The following is a 17484-nucleotide window of genomic DNA, read 5'->3' on the forward strand; positions in this document are numbered from 1 at the left end:
CTCGTGGTCGCCTCAGATGAGACCCAAGTCGGTGACCGCCTTGCGTTCGTCGGCGAGTTCGGCCGTCGTCTTGTCGATGCGGCCGCGGGAGAAGTCGTCGATCTCCAGGCCCTGCACGATCGACCAGTTGCCGTCCTTCGTCGTCACCGGGAACGACGACATCAGACCCTCCGGCACGCCGTAGGACCCGTCGGAAACCACCGCCATCGACACCCAGTCATCGGACGGGGTGCCCAGCAGCCAGTCCCGGGCGGCGTCGACGGTCGCCGACGCTGCCGAGGCCGCCGACGAGGCACCGCGGGCATCGATGATCGCCGCACCGCGCTTGGCCACGGTCGGGATGAAGTCGTTCTCGATCCAGTTCTGGTCGTTGACCGCCTCGGCGGCGTTCTTCCCGCCGACCTCGGCGTGGAAGATGTCGGGGTACTGCGTGGCCGAGTGGTTGCCCCAGATCGTCATCTTCTTGATGTCGGTGACCTTGGCACCGGTCTTGCGGGCCAGTTGGCTGATGGCGCGGTTGTGGTCCAGACGAGTCAGCGCCGAGAACCGCTCGCGCGGGATGTCGGGCGCGTTGGTCATCGCGATCAGGGCGTTGGTGTTGGCCGGGTTGCCGGTGACGCCGATGCGCACGTCGTCGGCGGCGACCTCGTTGAGCGCCTTGCCCTGGGCGGTGAAGATCGCACCGTTGGCCTCGAGCAGGTCACTGCGCTCCATGCCCGGGCCACGCGGGCGGGCGCCGACGAGCAGCGCGAGGTTCGCGCCGTCGAAGATCTTGTTCGCGTCGGCGCCGATCTCCACGCCGGCGAGCAGCGGGAAAGCGCAGTCGTCGAGTTCCATCACGACACCCTCGAGCGCCTTGAGCGCCGGCTCGATCTCGAGCAGCCGCAGCTCGACAGGCCGATCGGGTCCGAGCAGTGAACCGCTCGCGATGCGGAACAGCAGGCTGTAGCCGATCTGGCCGGCGGCACCGGTGACGGCGACCTTGAGGGGAGTTGTGCTCACGTCAGATGCTCCTTGGACAGTCCTACGTTGCCCGCACCGCGGGCGAAATCGGGTCGGGACTGAAACTAGCAGGACGCCGATGTCGCCAGCCGCGTAGCATCGGCGACGGCCCGGATACGGGTCCTGCGCTGTCCGGGGAGGCTGATGCGATGCCGTCGTTTCGCCCACTGCCTCCGTCGCTGCGGCCCGTCGGGAAAGCGAACTCCGGTGACGTGGACGCCGCCTCGATCCCCGTGCCGGTGGCGCGGGCGACGGTCGACTGCGGCATCTACTGCGAGGGAACACGGCTGGCCGGCAAGTACACGCACGCGGCCGCCAAGGAAAAGGTGCAGGAGCTGCGCGGCGGCGGCAGGGACGCATTCGTCTGGATCGGTCTGCACGAACCCGACGACCGCCAGATGCAGGTGGTCGCCGACGAGTTCGGCCTGCACGAGCTGGCCGTCGAGGACGCGGTCCACGCACACCAACGACCGAAGCTGGAACGCTACGACAACACCCTGTTCCTGGTCCTCAAGACGGTCACCTACGTCGAGCACGAATCCGTCGCGTACGCGCGGGAGATCGTCGAAACCGGCGAGATCATGATCTTCGTCGGGCCCGATTTCGTGGTAACGGTCCGGCACGGGGAGCACGGTGGGCTTGCCGGGGTCCGCAAACGGCTCGACGCCTCCCCCGGGCTTCTCAAGCTGGGGCCGTACGCGGTGATGCATGCGATCGCCGACCATGTCGTCGACGATTACCTCGATGTCACCGACTCGATGGAGACCGACATCGACACGATGGAAGAGAACGTCTTCTCGCCGGCCACGCAGACCAACATCGAAAGCATCTACCTGCTCAAGCGGGAGATCGTCGAACTACGCCGGGCCGTCAGCCCGCTGACGCTGGCGCTGCAGCGGATCATGAGCGATCACGACGACCTGATCTCGATCGAGGTCCGGCGCTACATGCGCGACGTGCTGGATCACAACACGCAGGCCGCCGACCGGATCGCCACCTACGACGAGGTGCTCAGCTCGCTGGTGCAGGCCGCGGTCGGCAAGGTCGCCATGCAGCAGAACGTCGACATGCGCAAGATCTCGGCCTACGTCGCGATCGCCGCGGTGCCCACGGCCATCGCCGGCATCTACGGGATGAACTTCGATTACATGCCCGAACTCAAACAGGCGTGGGGCTATCCGGCGGTCCTGGCTGTGATGTTGATCGTGTGCACGCTGTTGTTCCGCGCGTTCCGGCGCAACCGCTGGCTGTAGTTTCGCGCTCAGCTGGGTTTGGCGGCCCGCCGCTCAGCTGGGTTTGGCGGCCCGCCGCCGTGGGTCGAGGACGTCGACGCCGTCCTGCTCCCACGCCTCGCGCATCGCGTCGGCACCCTTGAGCCGCACCCACGCCGCTTCGGTGGCGGTGATCGGCGTCGCCGACAGGATCGCCACCGGCTGCAGCGGCCCGGTGAGCGGCACGTCGTCAATGTCGCTGCGGCTCAACAAAAATGCCGTGAACGGCGCGCCTTCCCACAGTGGCGTCTCGAGGTCGATCAGCGCGTCGGGTTCGAGGATCAGCCCTTCGACGGCGGGCGCGGCGGCGACGATCGCGATCGATCGCGACAGCCCACGCGGCGCCGGGCCGCGCAGCGCAACCGTCACCTCCGCCCGCGGGCCGTGCAGCACATCGGTCACCATCTCGGCGGGGTCGAGCATCGGGTGGCGCGAACAGCCCAGCGAGACATAGTGATAGACATGGCGGTTGACGTCAGGGTCGCCTCCGGGGCCGGGGCCGAATCGGAGCACGTCGATCTTCTCGGTGCCGAGGAACGTGACGCTGGCCGTGGCGGGTTCAGCGGTGACACCGGCCCGGGCGAAATGTTCGCGCAGATGGGCGCGAACCTCAGCCAGAACGTCGATCACTCGGCACTAGCTGCCGGCGCTGTGGCGTCATCGGGCAGCGTCAGGTTCTTACCGGAGTCGGGATCGAAGACCACCAGCTTCGACGTGTCGAACGCCAATTGGATCGTCTCACCCTGGCGAGCCGTCGACTCGACCGAAACCCTTGCCACGAACTCGTTTTCGCCGGCGCCCGACTCGGCGGCCAGCTCGGCGAGTTGAGCGGAACGCGCTCCGGCGCCCTCGGTCTTGAAGTGGACGTACTTGTCGGCGCCCAGTGACTCCACCCTGTCGACCTGCACGTCGAAGGTCAGGGCGCGGATCCGCGCATACCCGTCGAGCAGTGCCGCGTCCTCGAAATGCTCGGGCCGGATACCGACGATCACGTTCCTCGGCGCGTTGTGCCGGCTGAGCAGATCGTAATTCTCCGGGGTGAAGGTGACCTCGCCGAACGGCAGCTGCACACCGATGTCGGTGACCGTGGCAGGGAAGAAATTCATTGCGGGCGAACCGATGAAGCCGGCGACGAACAGATTCGCCGGGCGGCTGTAGAGCTCCTCGGGCGTGCCGATCTGCTGGGCCACCCCGGCGAGCAGCACCACGACGCGGTCACCCAGCGTCATCGCTTCCGTCTGGTCGTGGGTGACGTAGACGGTGGTCGTGCCCAACCGGTCCTGCAGACGCGCGATCTCCGAGCGCATCTGCACTCGCAGCTTGGCGTCGAGGTTCGACAGCGGTTCGTCCATCAGGAATGCCTTGGGATCGCGCACGATGGCGCGGCCCATCGCGACGCGCTGGCGCTGACCGCCGGAGAGCTGGCCCGGTTTGCGATCCAGAAGTTCGCTCAGGTCAAGGATTTTGGCGGCCTCGTTGACCTTGCGGGCGATTTCGTCTTTCTTCAACTTGGCCAGGGTGAGTGGGAACGCGATGTTCTGCCGGACGGTCATATGCGGATACAGCGCGTAGGACTGGAACACCATCGCGATGTCGCGGTCCTTGGGCGCCTTCTCGTTGACCCGCTCGCCGGCGATGCGCAGTTCACCCGACGTGATGTCCTCCAGGCCCGCGATCATGTTGAGCGTGGTCGACTTTCCGCAACCGGACGGGCCGACGAGGATGATGAACTCGCCGTCGGCGATCGTCATCGACAACTCGTGTACGGCCGTCGCGCCGTTGGGGTAACTCTTCGTCACCCGGTCCAACACAATTTCGGCCATGGAACTATCCCTTCACCGCGCCGGATGTCAGTCCGGCGACGATCCGTCGTTGGAAGATGAGGACGAAGACGATGATCGGGATCGTGATCACCATCGCGCCCGCCGCGATCGATCCGGTCGGCTCCTCGAATTGCGAACTGCCGGTGAAGTTCGCGATCGCCACGGGCGCGGTGATCGCCCGCTGGGTCGCGGTCAGCGACAAGGCGAGCAGCAGGTCGTTCCACGCGAAGATGAACACCAGGATCGCCGCGGTGACGATGCCCGGCGCGGCCAGCGGCGCGATGACTTTGCGGAACGCCTGCGACGGTGTGGCGCCGTCCATCTTGGCGGCCTTCTCAAGGTCCCAGGGGATCTCGCGAAAGAAGGCCGACAGTGTGTAGATCGCCAGCGGCAGCGCGAAGGTGATGTACGGGATGATCAGGCCGGGCCAGGTGTCGAACAGGCCGACCGCGCGTTCGATGTTGAAAATCGGTGTGACGAGCGAGATGTGGGGAAACATCGCGATCAGCAGCGCGATGCCGATCAGCAGCTGTTTGCCGGGGAAGTCGAGCCGCGCGACCGCGTATGCGGCCATGCCGCCGACCACCACCGCGATGACGGTGGTGATCAGGCCGATGCCTATCGAGTTGATCAACGCCGAGGTGAAGGCCCCGTTGTTGCCGCCCGCGAAGATCGCCTTGTAGTTGTCGAACGTGATTTCGGCCGGAATCAGCTTGCCGTCCTTGACACTCGACGTCGGTTTCAGTGACAGCGAGAGGATCCACAGCACCGGAAGGAGCGCATAGACGACCACCAGGATGTTGACGACGGTCCAACCGGTCGCCCGCGTTGCACCGACCCGCTCGGCCATCAGCGACGCTCCTCCGCCGCCCCGGGCGCCGCTGCGCCGAAGATCTTGATGTAGATGAACGCGATGATCGCCACGCACAGGAAGATCAGCACGCTGATCGCCGATCCCAGGCCCACGTTGAACGCCTTGAACAAGTTGTCGTAACCGAGGATCGACACCGAACCGGTGTTGTTCGCGCCGCCGGTGAGGATGTAGATGTTGTCGAAGATGCGGAACGCATCGAGGGTGCGGAACAGCAGCGCCACCAGGATCGCCGGCTTGATCAGCGGCAGGATGACCTTGATGAGCCGCTTCCACGCACCGGCGCCGTCGACCTGTGCGGCGTTGAGCAGATCCTGTGGCACCAACGCCAACCCGGCCAGCAGCAGCAGCGCCATGAACGGCGTCGTCTTCCACACCTCGGCGAGTACCACGATCGCCAGCGACGGGATCTGTTCGGTCAGCGGGGCGCTGCCCTCGGGCAGCAGGTTCGCCAGATAGCCGGTGCCCGGCGTCCACGCGTAGTACCAGCTGTACGACGCGGCGACCGTGACGATTCCGTACGGGATGAGGATCGCGGTGCGCACGACGCCCTTGCCGAAGATGGTGCGGTGCATCACCAGTGCCAGTGCCATGCCGAGCACGAACTCGATGGCGACCGAGACGACGGTGATGGCGAGCGTGACGAAAAGCGCCGTCCACCAGTACCCGTCGGTGAGAATGGTGACGTAGTTTTCCAGGCCGATGAACGCGGTGTCGTGTGGCGCCGCCATGTTGTTGCGCTGCAAGCTCAGCCAGACCGCATAGCCGATCGGATAGCCGGTGACCGCGAGCATCAGCAGGACCGCGGGAGAGACCAGAAGGAACGCCAGCCTGCGCTCCGAGCGGGTGTTCTGGCTGCCGGCCGTGGCCGGAGCGGACATGGCCGGGGTGACCTTCGACGTCGTGGTCGCCGGCGGCGCGGTCATGGGATCAGTCCCTTACCGTCGATGGCCTTCTGCACCTGCTCGGTGAGGTCGTCGGCGGTGTGCTCGGGGTCTATGTCGGTGATTGGCGCCAGCGTGGCCGAAATACGCGTCGACACCGCTTGATAGACCGGCGTGGCAGGCCGGACCGCGGCGTTGGTGAGTTGGTCGCGGATGATCTCGTACTGCGGGTATTTCGACTGGAATGCCGGATCGCTGTACAGCGACGTCCGCACGGCCGGCAGACCGCCTTCCACCGACGTGAACCGTTGGTTCTCGACATTACGCAGGCACCGAATGGCCTCGAACGCCTCGGCTTTGTGCTGCGTCGTCCTCGCGACGGCGAGGTTCAAACCGCCGATGGTGACTTTGGCCTGCTCGCCCGGTCGCACACCGGGGTACGGGGCGAACCCGAACACCTTCTTGCTCGCCTCGAACGCGGCCTCGAACTGCTCGTCGGTCGGGGAGAACGTTCCGACGTCGTTGATGCTGTCGGCGAGCGCGGGGTCCTCGTTGAGGGGCAGGAACGACACGCCGCCTTTGACCGCGTTTTCGAGCAGTGACGGAAGCACATACGGCCAGTTCACCTCGAGCGCCGCGTTGCCTTGTTCGAGTGCCAGGCGTGCGGTGGTTTCATCTGTCTGGGTCACCGACGGGTCCGCGCCGGGTGCGGTGGCGACGTCTTTGATGATCTGCAGCGCCTTGACCGTGGCAGCCCGATGCTCGGGAGTGTCGGTCAGCGTGACGGTTTCACCGTCGTCGGAAAGCACCTGTCCGCCAGCACTTTCCAGCAGGGTGTTGAACCAGACGACCAGGCCCTCGTACTGCTTTCCTTGTACCGCAATCCAGCTCGGCTCACCCGCGGCGTGCAGCCGCGTCGCCTCGGCGACCATGGCGTCCCAGGTTGCCGGTGGCTGCGGTATGAGATCGGCGCGGTACCAGAGTAATTGGGTGTTGGTGGTGATCGGCGCGGCGTACAGCTTGCCCTGCCAGGTGGCGGTCTCCAGCGGACCGGGCAGCGTGTTGGCCGTCGCGTCGGCCTCGGCAAGACCGGCCGGATCGTCGGAAAGCGGCAATGCCCAACCGGCTTCGGCGAACTCGGCCGTCCACACGACGTCGAGCGCCATCACGTCGAGGGTCTTGTCGTTTCCGGTGAGCCGCCGCGCGAGCTGGAGTCGCTGCTCGTCGGCGCTCTTGGGCAAGCTGATCTGTTGGATGGTGAACCGGCCGCCGAGTTCTTCGTTGCACCGCTGTGCGACTGCGGTGAAGGTCTGCCCCTCGTTGGCCGGGGTGTAGTAGTTGATCACGATGCCGCGGCTGTCCGAACCGCAAGCCGTCAGCATTGACGCCGTCGTCAGTGCCGCGACCGCCGCAGCGCCTAGCCGCCGTGGGCCCATGCGCAAGTTCGGGGAGCGCACCACCCGCCTCCGTCCGCCTCCGATGTCGCCGCCGGAGCGACTCCGTCGGGAATGTCCCGCGCGCAAACCGTATTGCCACAACCACGTGGTTTGCAACACCTCAGGCGCGCGCGTCGTGCACCGTTACGCAATCTTGAGCGGGCGCAAACTTTCGACCGATCGCGACGTGTCCCGCAGCAAACACGCACCCTCGCGGCTAGAGGAGCAGCCGTCAGATGGTCAAGCGCGCCAGCAGATCCCGGCCGCGCTCGGCGTTCTGCGGATCGCACAGCACGTCGTAGCGACCGGCGACCAATTGCAGTGTCGAGCTGAAATCTCTTGTGCCGCGTGCCATCGCATACGGGATGGCCGAAGTGATGAGGCCGAAGAACACACCGGCGATCAGACCGGTGGCCAACGCACCCCACGGGCTGGGGCTGAAGAATCCCAGGATCAGGCCGATGAACAGGCCCAGCCAGGCGCCGGTCAGCACACCACCACCGAGCACCTTCGGCCACGTCAGCCTGCCGGTGACCCGCTCGACCTGCATGAGGTCCACGCCGACGATCGTCACCTGCTGTACCGGGAATTCCTGGTCGGACAGGTAGTCGACGGCGCGCTGGGCCTCGGCGTAGGTCGGGTACGAGCCGACCGGCCAGCCCTTCGGCGGGGTCGGCAGGCTGGCGGGGCCACGCCCGACACCGGCTGCGCCGGGCGTTGCGCCCGGGGTCTGTCCAGGCTGAAACGGACTGGTCATCGCTGCTCCATCTCCTCTTTTCGCGCCCGATCGCACTGTCGCATTCACCAGGATCAACGCTGCGAGAGCCGCGATCGTGCCCGGCGGGTGCGCTAGGTTGACAGCATGACAAATCCCGGCGACGACGCGAGACAAACGTCATCATCCGACGCCGCCAGCGGTGCGTCGGAACCGACTTCCAGCGGCTCAGAAGCGCCATCGATCGAGCAGTCCACGGACCAGGCCGCAGCGCAGAGCCAGGGCGGGCAGACCGAGGGCGGACAGGCTTCCGCACCGTACGAAATGCCGGGGCAACCCGGCTACAGCCCGCCGGCCTACGGCGCACCATACGAGACTCCGTCCGGTTACCCGCCGAGCTATCCCCCGCCGTCCGGTTACCCGCCGCCGCCCCAAGGTGGCTACCCGCCCCCGTCGGGCGGCTACCCCCCGCCGTCAGGCGGCTATCCGCCGTACTCCGACCCGTCCACCTTCGGGCAGGCGTATCCGCCGCCGCCCTACGGCGCAGCTCCGTACGGTGGCTCGCCCTACGGCGCACCCGGCGGGTACGGCGCGACCGGCTATGCCGGCGGCTACGGCCTGCCACCACAGGACAAGACGAACGGGATGGCCATCGGCTCGCTGGTGGCCTCGCTGGTCGGCATTCTGTGCGGCATCGGCGCCATCATCGGCATCGTGCTGGGCATCGTCGCGCTCAACCAGATCAAGGAAACCGGTGAGGGCGGCCGCGGGTTGGCCATCGCGGGCATCGCCGTCGGCGCAGCGACGTTTCTCTTCAACGTCATCCTGGCCATCGCCATGCTGGGCACTTGAGCGCTGAGCCGTAGCGTCACTCCGTCGGGCGGAACGGCTCCCCCTGGCGTTGCATGCCTGCAGCGCGGCCCTTTCCGGCGATCACCAAGGCCATTTTCCGGCTCGCCTCGTCGATCATCTCGTCGCCCAGCATGACGGCTCCCCTGGCCCCGCCCGCGCGCGAGGTGTGCCACTCGTAGGCCTCGAGGATCAACTCGGCGTGGTCGAAGTCCGCCTGCCGCGGGCTGAAAATCTCGTTGCCCGCGGCGATCTGGTCGGGGTGCAGCACCCATTTGCCGTCGTAGCCCAGCGCGGCGGAGCGACCGGCAACCCGGCGGAAGCCATCGACGTCGCGGATCTTCAGATACGGGCCGTCGATGGCGAGCACGCCGTGGGTCCGCGCGGCGATGAGGATTCGCATCAGCACGTGGTGGTGCGCATCGCCGACGTCGTAACCCTCCGGTTGCTCACCGACCTCCAGCGTGCGCATGTTCAGGCTGGCCGCCATGTCGGCGGGTCCGAGCACCAGCGCCTGCACCCGCGGCGCGGCGGCGATCTCGTCAATGTTGGTGAGCCCCTGCGCATTCTCGATCTGCGCCTCGATCCCGATGCCGCCGACCGGCAGTCCATGGGTGGTCTCGAGTTGGTTCAGCAACAGGTGCAGTGCGTGGATATGAGAAGCGTCGGTGACCTTGGGCAGGACCACGATGTCCAGCGCCGCGTCCGGTGACGAAGCAACCGTCGACACCACCTCGATGATGTCGGCGTACGTCCAGGGCGTTGTCCAGTCGTTGACCCGCACACCGCGCAGTTGACCGGCCCAGCCCGGCTCGGCCAGCGCGGTCGCCACCCGGGTACGGGCCTCGGCCTTGGCGTCCGGCGCGACCGCGTCCTCGAGATCGAGGAACACCTCGTCGGCGGCCAGGGATTTCGCTTTCTCGACCATCTTCGCGCTGCTCCCGGGAACGGAAAGCACCGTTCGGCGGGGTCGATACCGGTTTTCCACAACAACACTCTCTACCCTTTGAGTCATGGCGGCGGTGAACAGGGTCTATGCGGCCCGACTCGCGGGAATGGTGGTGTTGGGCCCCGATGGGGAGTCCATCGGCCGAGTCCGCGATGTCGTGATCAGCATCAGTCTCGTGCGCCAGCAGCCCCGGGTGCTCGGCTTGGTCGTCGAAATGCTCACGCGGCGAAGGATTTTCGTACCGATTCTGCGGGTGACGTCGATCGAACCCGGTGCCGTGACGCTTGCCACCGGCAGTGTGTCGCTTCGCCGGTTCGCGCAGCGTCCCGGAGAGGTGCTGGTGCTGGGGCAGGTCATCGAAACACGCGTGCGCGTCGACGATCCCGACCTGCCGCAGCTGGCGAACCTCGACGTGATCGTGGTGGACCTCGGCATCGAGCAGACGCGCACCCGCGACTGGATGGTCACCAAGGTGGCGGTGCGCTCGCATCGACGGCTGGGCCGGCGAAGCAACATGCACGTCGTCGACTGGCAGCACGTGCATGGCCTGACGCCGTCCGGTCTGGCGATGCCCGATCAGGGCGTGGCGCAACTGCTCGAGCAGTTCGAGGGCCAGCGGGCGGTCGAGGTCGCCGAGGCCATCCGGGAACTGCCGGCCAAGCGCCGCTATGAGGTGGTCAACGCCCTGGACGACGAGCGGCTGGCCGACGTGCTCCAGGAGCTGCCCGAAGACGACCAGACCGATGTCCTCAAGCGGCTGACCGCCGACCGGGCCGCCGACGTGCTCGAGGCGATGGACCCCGACGACGCCGCCGACCTGCTGGGGTCGATGACGCCGGTGGATGCCGAGCAGTTCCTGCGGCGGATGGATCCCGAGGACTCCGAGGACGTGCGGCGGCTGCTGTCGCACTCCCCCGACACCGCCGGCGGGCTGATGACGTCCGAGCCGGTGGTGCTGGCCCCCGACACTACGGTCGCCGAGGCGCTGGCCCGCGTCCGCGACCCCGACCTGACCCCGGCGCTGGCGTCGCTGGTGTTCGTGGCGCGCCCCCCGACGGCCACGCCGACCGGCCACTACCTCGGTTGCGTGCACCTGCAACGGCTGCTGCGTGAGCCGCCCGCCGATCTGGTCAGTGGGATCATCGACACCGATCTGCCGAATCTCGACCCGGAGGACTCCCTGGCGGCGGTGACCCGCTACTTCGCCGCCTACAACCTGGTCTGCGGGCCGGTGGTCGACGAGCAGAACCACCTGTTGGGCGCCGTGTCGGTCGATGACGTGCTCGACCATCTGCTGCCCCACGACTGGCGGGAGACCGAAGAGCCGGAGCTCACCGGCGCCGAGGGGGCCACATGACCGACCGCGGCCGACTCGACACGCCGCTGGCGTCGCGGCGGCGGTTCTCCTTCAACGTCGATCCCGAGGCGGTCGGGAACTTCAGCGAGTCCATTGCCCGGTTCCTGGGCACCGGGCGGTACCTGGCGTGGCAGACGATCATCGTGATCGTCTGGATCTTGCTGAACCTGTTCGCCGTCGGCCTGCGCTGGGACCCGTATCCGTTCATCCTGCTCAACCTGGCGTTCTCCACTCAGGCGGCGTACGCGGCGCCGCTGATCCTGCTGGCGCAAAACCGCCAGGAAAACCGGGACCGGGTCTCGCTCGAAGAGGACCGCAGGCGCGCGCTGCAGACCAAGTCCGACACCGAGTACCTGGCCCGCGAACTGGCGGCGTTGCGATTGGCCGTCGGCGAGGTCGTGACCCGCGACTACCTGCGGCGGGAGCTCGAGGAGATGCGCGAGATGCTGGCCCAGTTGCAGCCTCCGGCGCCCGATGCGGCTGACGACGGTGCCGGCCGGCCCGAAGCGGGTGACCGGCGGGCCAAGAAGTCGAGTGCGGGCAGCTAACACCATTGCTCAACGCGCGCGGAGCCGAGTAGGTATGGTGACTTGGTTCACAAGCGATCGCAGACCAAGGACGGTTGAGTGCACATAAGGGGAGGAGCCGCCCTCAGGGCCGTGCGGCGCCGAGCGGGGGGCGTGGTGACCGCTTCGGGCCCCCGACTGCGGAAGCTGGCGTCCGCCAACCGCATGCGCGCGGGCCTCGGCGTCGCGATCATCACCCCCGTCGTCCTGGCCGGCAGTGTCGGCGCATCCGCCCCGTCGCCGCGCACACCGTTCAGCGATGCCGCGGTGACCCCGCTGGCCGCCGTCGAACCGTCGCCCGGCAATAGATCCGGGGCGTCGGTGGTCGCGGTGACCAAGGCGCCCTCGGCTTTCCACATCGCCGCCTCGACAGTGGCGGCTCCCCCGCCCGCCGCAATAGTCAATTCCCCTGGTGCTCTTGGCATTCCGGCGATGGCCCTGTCGGCTTACCGCAACGCCGAACGGATGATGGCCGCGGCCTATCCGGCCTGCGGAGTGAGCTGGAACCTGCTGGCCGGGATCGGCCGCATCGAGTCGATGCACGCCAACGGCGGCGCCACCGATGCCCGCGGTACCGCGATCCGGCCGATCTTCGGACCCGCGCTGGACGGCACGCTGCCCGGCAACGAGGTCATCGTGCAAAGCCGCACGGCCGATCGCATCACCTACGCCCGCGCCATGGGCCCCATGCAGTTCCTGCCCGGCACCTGGTCGCGCTACGCCTCCGACGGCGACGGCGACGGCAAGGCCGAAGTGCAGAACCTCTTCGACGCGAGCCTGGCCGCGGCCCGCTACCTGTGCAGCGGCAACCTGAACCTGCGCGACCAGTCCCATGTGATGTCGGCGATCCTGCGCTACAACAACTCGGTGGCTTACGCCCGCAATGTGCTGGGCTGGGCGGCCGCCTATGCAACCGGTGTGGTGCCGATGGACCTGCCACCGATCACCGGCTCGGTTCCCACGCTGGGTGAGACCGGCGACGACGTGCATCTCACCGAACTCCACGAGTACGAGGGTCTCGGCCCCGGCCTGCCGATCAACGCGCTCGGCCTGCCCGCGAACGACCCGATGGCGCTGATGCCGCTGCTCGAACGCGATTCGGTCGCCAGCCAGATCGGTGCGCCCGGCCAGCGGCTCGGCCCGCTGCCCGGACCCATGCCGCAGGGACCGGCCGCGCCACTGGCTCCGCCGCAACCGCCGCCGTGGACGCCGCCGTGGATGCAGCCACCGCCGCGACCCGAGTGCGCGGTGTTCTGCATCGAGGACAACCCGGCACCGCCGCTGCAGCCGGCGCTCGCCGGGCCGCCGGTTGCCCAGCCGTTGGTCCCGCCCGGCCCGGCTCCACTGGCGCCACAGGCAGCGCCGAATCCGATGGCGCCTGCGCCGGGCCCCGCACCGGCCGCCGCCCCGCCGGCACCCGCACAGGCCCCGGCACCGGGACCTCAGCCGGGACCGGCGCCCGGACCGGTCGGTTAAAGACCGCCGTCGAGTCGGCCTAGACTCGACGGTGATGTCTCAATCACCCCCTGACTTGGAAGCCGCGGTTCGTCGCGCGCTCGCCAAGGTGATCGACCCCGAGCTGCGGCGGCCGATCACCGAACTGGGCATGGTCAAAAACGTCACGGTCGAGCCCGACAGCGCGGTCCATGTCGAGGTGTATCTGACGACTGCCGCGTGCCCGAAGAAGACCGAGATCTCCGATCAGGTCAGCCGCGCAGTCGCCGACGTCCCCGGCACCGGCGCCGTCCGGGTCAGCCTCGACGTGATGAACGACGAACAACGCACCGAATTGCGCAAGCAACTACGCGGCGATGCGCGTGAGCCGGTCATCCCGTTCGCCCAACCCGGCTCGTTGACCCGGGTCTATGCGGTGGCGTCCGGCAAGGGCGGCGTGGGCAAGTCCAGCGTGACGGTGAACCTGGCGGCGGCGATGGCCGCGCGTGGGGTGTCGGTCGGCGTCCTGGACGCCGATATCTACGGGCATTCCGTCCCGCGCATGATGGGCACCACCGATCGGCCCGTTCAGGTCGAGTCGATGATCGTGCCGCCGGTCGCCCACGACGTGCGTGTCATTTCCATCGCCATGTTCACCCAGGGCAACACCCCGGTGGTGTGGCGCGGGCCGATGCTGCACCGGGCACTGCAGCAGTTCCTCGCCGATGTGTACTGGGGCGATCTGGATGTGCTGCTGCTCGACCTGCCGCCGGGCACGGGCGACGTCGCGATCTCGGTGGCCCAGTTGATCCCGGGCGCGGAGATCCTGGTGGTGACGACGCCGCAGCTGGCCGCCGCCGAGGTGGCCGAGCGGGCCGGAGCGATCGCGCTGCAGACCCGTCAGCGCATCGTCGGCGTGGTGGAGAACATGTCCGGGCTGCTGCTGCCCGACGGTACGACCATGCAGATCTTCGGCGAGGGTGGCGGCAGGCAGGTCGCCGAGCGGCTGTCGCGCGCGGTCGGCGCCGACGTGCCGTTGCTGGGCCAGGTGCCGCTCGACCCGGCGCTGGTGACAGCCGGCGACTCCGGTGTTCCGCTGGTGCTGTCGGCGCCGGACTCGGCCGCGGGCAAGGAGTTGCGCAGCGTCGCCGATGCCCTTTCCAGCCGCAGGCGCGGGCTGGCCGGCATGTCGCTGGGGCTGGACCCTGCCGGCCGATAACGGTTCCGGTCTCGAGCATCGAAGTAGGTCACACCATGTCGGGCCGGGCGTTAAAGTGCTGATCGTGGGTAGGAGGTTGTTAGCCAACGGGCGCGGCAAGTTGCTGGCCTTGGCGACCTCGATCGCGGTTTCGGCCGCGTTGTTCTACGCCCAGACCGCAGAGCCACCGAAACCGAATGCCGCCGCAGCGCCGGTCGAGAGTCAGGAAGCTGCCCCTGTCGGTGCGCCGCCGCGGGTACCCCGTCTCACCGAAGCCGAGTTGATGGCAGCCAGCGCTCCGGTCGCCAGCACGGCGACCCGGTTCGCGTTGCCGGCCGGCGTCGCGCCCGAAGACGGGCTGCAGGTCAACACGATCCGGGTGGCCCGCGCCATCAGCGTGTTGTTCCCGGAGGTCACTACGATCGGCGGACACCGCCAGGACCCGCTGCCGTGGCATCCCAACGGCTTGGCGATCGACGTGATGATCCCGAACCACGGCAGCGAGGAGGGCATCGCGCTCGGCAACCAGATCGCCGGGTACGCGTTGGCGAATGCGAAACGCTGGGGCGTGATCCACGTGATCTGGCGCCAGGGCTTCTACCCCGGCGTCGGCGCCCCGAGTTGGACGGCGGACTACGGAAACGAGACCGCCAACCACTTCGACCACATCCACATCGCCACCAACGGCGGCGGATACCCCACCGGGGACGAGCAGTACTTCATCTGAGCCCGCGGCCGCGGAGCTAGGTCGCGTCGCTGTCGAACGGTGTCGCGGATGTTTCCGGCTGGCCCGGTGCGGCAGGCGGTATCTGGGGAGTCGGCGCGTGCGGGCTGACCGGTTTGTCGTCCGGTTTGTCGTCCACGGAACGGTCGAACTTTCCGGTGAACAGGGAGTCGTCGCCGTCGAGCAGATGCTTGGTGAGTGCCGCGCGCGGGCTCATGCCGCGCAGTTTGTTGAGCTCGCTCAGCGGCTCACGCAGGTCCTCGAACTCGGGTCCGAGGTCGTCGCGCAGTTGGCTGGTGGCGCCGCTGATGTAGTCGCGGGCCTGCCGCAGCGCACCCGACGTCCAGCGAATCGCACCGGGCAGTCGCTCCGGCCCGAGGATCACCAGACCGGCGATCACCAGGATCAGCATCTCGCCCCAGCCGAGGTTGGCGAACATCGGTTAAGCGGTGTTGTCGGGACCCGGGTTGACGGTCAACGTCACCCGACGACCGTCGCGCATCACCTCGATCGGCGCGTCCTGGCCGATCTTCAGCTGACGCACCGCGACGACGAATTCGTCGGCGTCGGCCACGGTGCGATCGCCGACCTTGACCACGACGTCGTTCTCCAGGATGCCCGCCTTCTCCGCGGGGCTGCCGGCTTTGACGTTGGCCACCTGCGCACCCGAAGCGATGTCGTTGCTGACCGAACGCGCGGTCAGGCCAAGCGTCGGGTGGGCGATCTTGCCGTCGCGGATCAGCGAGTCGACGACCGCCTTGACCTCGTTGACCGGGATAGCGAACCCGAGACCACTGGCGCTTTCCGAAAGCGATTTGCCCGCGGTGTTGATGCCGATCACGTTGCCGTTCATGTCGATCAGCGGGCCGCCGGAGTTGCCGTGGTTGATCGGCGCGTCGGTCTGCAGGCCGTCGATCACCGTGTCGGTGTCCGAGCCGTCGCCGGACAGCGGCACCGGGCGGTGCAAGGCGCTAATGATGCCCGCGGTGACGGTGCTGCGCAAGCCCAGCGGGGCGCCCGCGGCGATCACCTCGTCGCCGACGCGCAGCTTGTCCGAGTCACCCATCTGCGCGACGGTCAGGTTGTCGACATTGTCGACCTTCAGCACGGCGAGGTCGGTCTTGGGATCGCGGCCGACGAGGTTGGCGGGCACTTCCTTGCCGTCGTTGAAGACGATTTTCATCTTGTACTTGCTCGGGTTGTTCGCCGCCTCGGAGATCACGTGGTTGTTGGTCACGATGTAACCGCGGCCGTCGATGACGACGCCGGAGCCCTGCGAGCCTTCCTGATCGCTGGTCGCCTCCACGGTGACAACCGAATCGGCAACCGCTGCAGCGACTTTGGCGATCCGTCCTTCGGGTGGCGGGCCGCTGTCGGAGGTGTTGAGCGTGACCTTCGACGTGGTGAACGCCTCGACCACCTCGGCGGTCTTGCGGCCCACCCAGCCGCCGGCGAAGCCGATCACCAGTGCGACGATCGCGAGCACGGCCAACGCGACGTAGGACACCCGGCCGCCGAACAACACGTCGCGCACGCCCAGCTTGCCGGTCATCGCGTTCCCCGGAGCGCGCGGCGGCTCGTGCACCGCCGGGGCGCCGAGGGCCGCCGGAGCGGACGGATCACGCCATGGATCGGCGAGCTCATCGGGCTCCTGCGCCTCGCGTTCGGCATCGAGCGCGCCCGCGTCGGCCGGATGGCGCTGCAGTGAGTCACCGCCGGCATACGGCCTGCCGAACGCCTCGGCCAACACCGGGTCGGGCGGCTGGTCCGTCGGGGTGAACTCGCCTTGGTCGCGGTACTTCTCCAGGCCCACGAACGAACCTCGAACCCCGTCGGGCCTGCCGAATGCGCGTTGCGCCGACGGGTCGACGGGCGGACGGGAGACAGGACGCGGCTCCAAGCGCTCACGCCCGGTCTGGTCGAGATTGGTCACCCGTATATCACCCTCTGTGAAGGCGCCCGCAATCGCCGGCGCAGAACCCTGCTCGTCTTCGCATTTACCCTACCGGCGCTTACGCCGTGGACGCTCTGCACTGTCAGCAAACTGTGACCGCTGCGTCTCGACGGGCGGCTCCGGCGGAGCATGGTGCGGGATCTCGGACAACAGGCCGAGCAGCGAGCTCGGCACGACGATGGGTCGCGAATCCCGCAACGCCGCGCGGGCCTGCCGCTGGGCGTCGACCTCGGCTGCGCACTGGGGGCACAGCGACAAGTGGTGGGCCGCACGCAGATGTGGAGTCAGCCGCAGTTCGCCGTCCACGAAGGCGGCGATGGCCTCGGTGGACAGGTGCTCGGTGGAGCCGAACTGCCGCGGCCCGACCGGCGCGTCACTCTGGGAGGCGAACTGAGTGGGCAACCATGAGAAGGCGCGGCGGAACACGTGTCCCGGCTCGACCATCGCCCAG

At 67.8% G+C, this 17484-nt stretch carries 18 protein-coding genes; 7 read left to right on the forward strand and 11 right to left on the reverse strand.

Going from position 1 to position 17484, the window contains the following annotated elements:
- Positions 1-12: 12 nt before the first annotated feature.
- Entirely contained in the window at positions 13-1002 is a 990-nt protein-coding gene (locus AU185_RS10890) for a malate dehydrogenase (protein WP_059097849.1), read from the reverse strand.
- A gap of 149 nt (positions 1003-1151) precedes the next feature.
- Between AU185_RS10890 and corA the strand changes: the two genes are divergently transcribed.
- The gene (gene corA, locus AU185_RS10895) at positions 1152-2255 is read left to right on the forward strand and encodes a magnesium/cobalt transporter CorA (protein WP_059097850.1); all 1104 of its coding nucleotides are present in this window, start codon (positions 1152-1154) and stop codon (positions 2253-2255) included.
- Between the two features lie 33 nt (positions 2256-2288).
- Here corA and AU185_RS10900 read toward each other — a convergent pair whose 3' ends face one another.
- The 6 genes from AU185_RS10900 to AU185_RS10925 all read right to left on the reverse strand — a co-directional run bounded on the left by AU185_RS10900 (position 2289) and on the right by AU185_RS10925 (position 8044).
- Complete coding sequence (locus AU185_RS10900) at positions 2289-2903, reverse strand: suppressor of fused domain protein (RefSeq protein ID WP_059097851.1); 615 nt, start codon at positions 2901-2903, stop codon at positions 2289-2291.
- Positions 2900-4096 (reverse strand): ABC transporter ATP-binding protein, encoded by a 1197-nt coding sequence (locus AU185_RS10905; RefSeq protein ID WP_059097852.1) that lies wholly within the window; start codon positions 4094-4096, stop codon positions 2900-2902. Before AU185_RS10905 ends, AU185_RS10900 begins: the two co-directional genes overlap by 4 nt.
- Positions 4097-4100: 4 nt before the next feature.
- A complete protein-coding gene (locus AU185_RS10910) occupies positions 4101-4946 on the reverse strand; it encodes a carbohydrate ABC transporter permease (RefSeq protein WP_059097853.1) in 846 nt (281 codons plus the stop codon).
- Positions 4946-5848 carry a carbohydrate ABC transporter permease gene (locus tag AU185_RS10915; protein WP_172800283.1) on the reverse strand — a complete coding sequence of 301 codons (903 nt, stop codon included), beginning with the start codon at positions 5846-5848 and terminating at the stop codon, positions 4946-4948. Before AU185_RS10915 ends, AU185_RS10910 begins: the two co-directional genes overlap by 1 nt.
- A gap of 41 nt (positions 5849-5889) precedes the next feature.
- On the reverse strand, positions 5890-7287 hold the full coding sequence (locus AU185_RS10920) for an ABC transporter substrate-binding protein (RefSeq protein WP_059098385.1): 1398 nt from the start codon (positions 7285-7287) through the stop codon (positions 5890-5892).
- A gap of 232 nt (positions 7288-7519) precedes the next feature.
- Positions 7520-8044, reverse strand: a complete 525-nt coding sequence (locus AU185_RS10925; protein ID WP_059097855.1) for a YflT domain-containing protein — start codon at positions 8042-8044, stop codon at positions 7520-7522.
- A 105-nt stretch (positions 8045-8149) separates the two neighbouring features.
- On the opposite strand from AU185_RS10925, the gene AU185_RS10930 reads away from it, so the two are divergent.
- On the forward strand, positions 8150-8854 hold the full coding sequence (locus tag AU185_RS10930) for a DUF4190 domain-containing protein (protein WP_082683838.1): 705 nt from the start codon (positions 8150-8152) through the stop codon (positions 8852-8854).
- Between the two features lie 16 nt (positions 8855-8870).
- Here AU185_RS10930 and AU185_RS10935 read toward each other — a convergent pair whose 3' ends face one another.
- The gene (locus AU185_RS10935) at positions 8871-9839 is read right to left on the reverse strand and encodes an HpcH/HpaI aldolase/citrate lyase family protein (protein ID WP_156425479.1); all 969 of its coding nucleotides are present in this window, start codon (positions 9837-9839) and stop codon (positions 8871-8873) included.
- Positions 9840-9864: 25 nt separating this feature from the next.
- Between AU185_RS10935 and AU185_RS10940 the strand changes: the two genes are divergently transcribed.
- The 5 genes from AU185_RS10940 (at position 9865) to AU185_RS10960 (ending at position 15082) form a co-directional block, all read left to right on the forward strand.
- A complete protein-coding gene (locus AU185_RS10940) occupies positions 9865-11157 on the forward strand; it encodes a magnesium transporter MgtE N-terminal domain-containing protein (protein ID WP_059097856.1) in 1293 nt (430 codons plus the stop codon).
- Positions 11154-11705, forward strand: a complete 552-nt coding sequence (locus AU185_RS10945; RefSeq protein WP_059097857.1) for a DUF1003 domain-containing protein — start codon at positions 11154-11156, stop codon at positions 11703-11705. The genes AU185_RS10940 and AU185_RS10945 overlap by 4 nt, the downstream gene beginning before the upstream one ends.
- A gap of 78 nt (positions 11706-11783) precedes the next feature.
- Positions 11784-13199, forward strand: a complete 1416-nt coding sequence (locus tag AU185_RS10950) for a lytic transglycosylase domain-containing protein (protein WP_082683840.1) — start codon at positions 11784-11786, stop codon at positions 13197-13199.
- A gap of 34 nt (positions 13200-13233) precedes the next feature.
- The gene (locus tag AU185_RS10955) at positions 13234-14376 is read left to right on the forward strand and encodes an Mrp/NBP35 family ATP-binding protein (protein WP_059097858.1); all 1143 of its coding nucleotides are present in this window, start codon (positions 13234-13236) and stop codon (positions 14374-14376) included.
- A complete protein-coding gene (locus AU185_RS10960) occupies positions 14309-15082 on the forward strand; it encodes a VldE C-terminal domain-containing protein (protein ID WP_502687763.1) in 774 nt (257 codons plus the stop codon). Before AU185_RS10955 ends, AU185_RS10960 begins: the two co-directional genes overlap by 68 nt.
- Positions 15083-15098: 16 nt before the next feature.
- Here the strand turns inward: AU185_RS10960 and tatB are convergent, their stop codons facing one another.
- The 3 genes from tatB to rseA form a co-directional block, all read right to left on the reverse strand.
- Positions 15099-15518, reverse strand: coding sequence for a Sec-independent protein translocase protein TatB (gene tatB / locus AU185_RS10965; protein ID WP_059097859.1), 420 nt, complete (start codon positions 15516-15518; stop codon positions 15099-15101).
- Between the two features lie 3 nt (positions 15519-15521).
- Positions 15522-17012 carry a serine protease HtrA gene (gene htrA, locus AU185_RS10970; RefSeq protein ID WP_059097860.1) on the reverse strand — a complete coding sequence of 497 codons (1491 nt, stop codon included), beginning with the start codon at positions 17010-17012 and terminating at the stop codon, positions 15522-15524.
- A 69-nt stretch (positions 17013-17081) separates the two neighbouring features.
- Entirely contained in the window at positions 17082-17477 is a 396-nt protein-coding gene (rseA, locus tag AU185_RS10975) for an anti-sigma E factor RseA (protein WP_059097861.1), read from the reverse strand.
- Positions 17478-17484: the final 7 nt, after the last annotated feature.

This window comes from Mycobacterium sp. GA-0227b, from assembly GCF_001499855.1.
Classification (GTDB): Bacteria; Actinomycetota; Actinomycetes; order Mycobacteriales; family Mycobacteriaceae; genus Mycobacterium.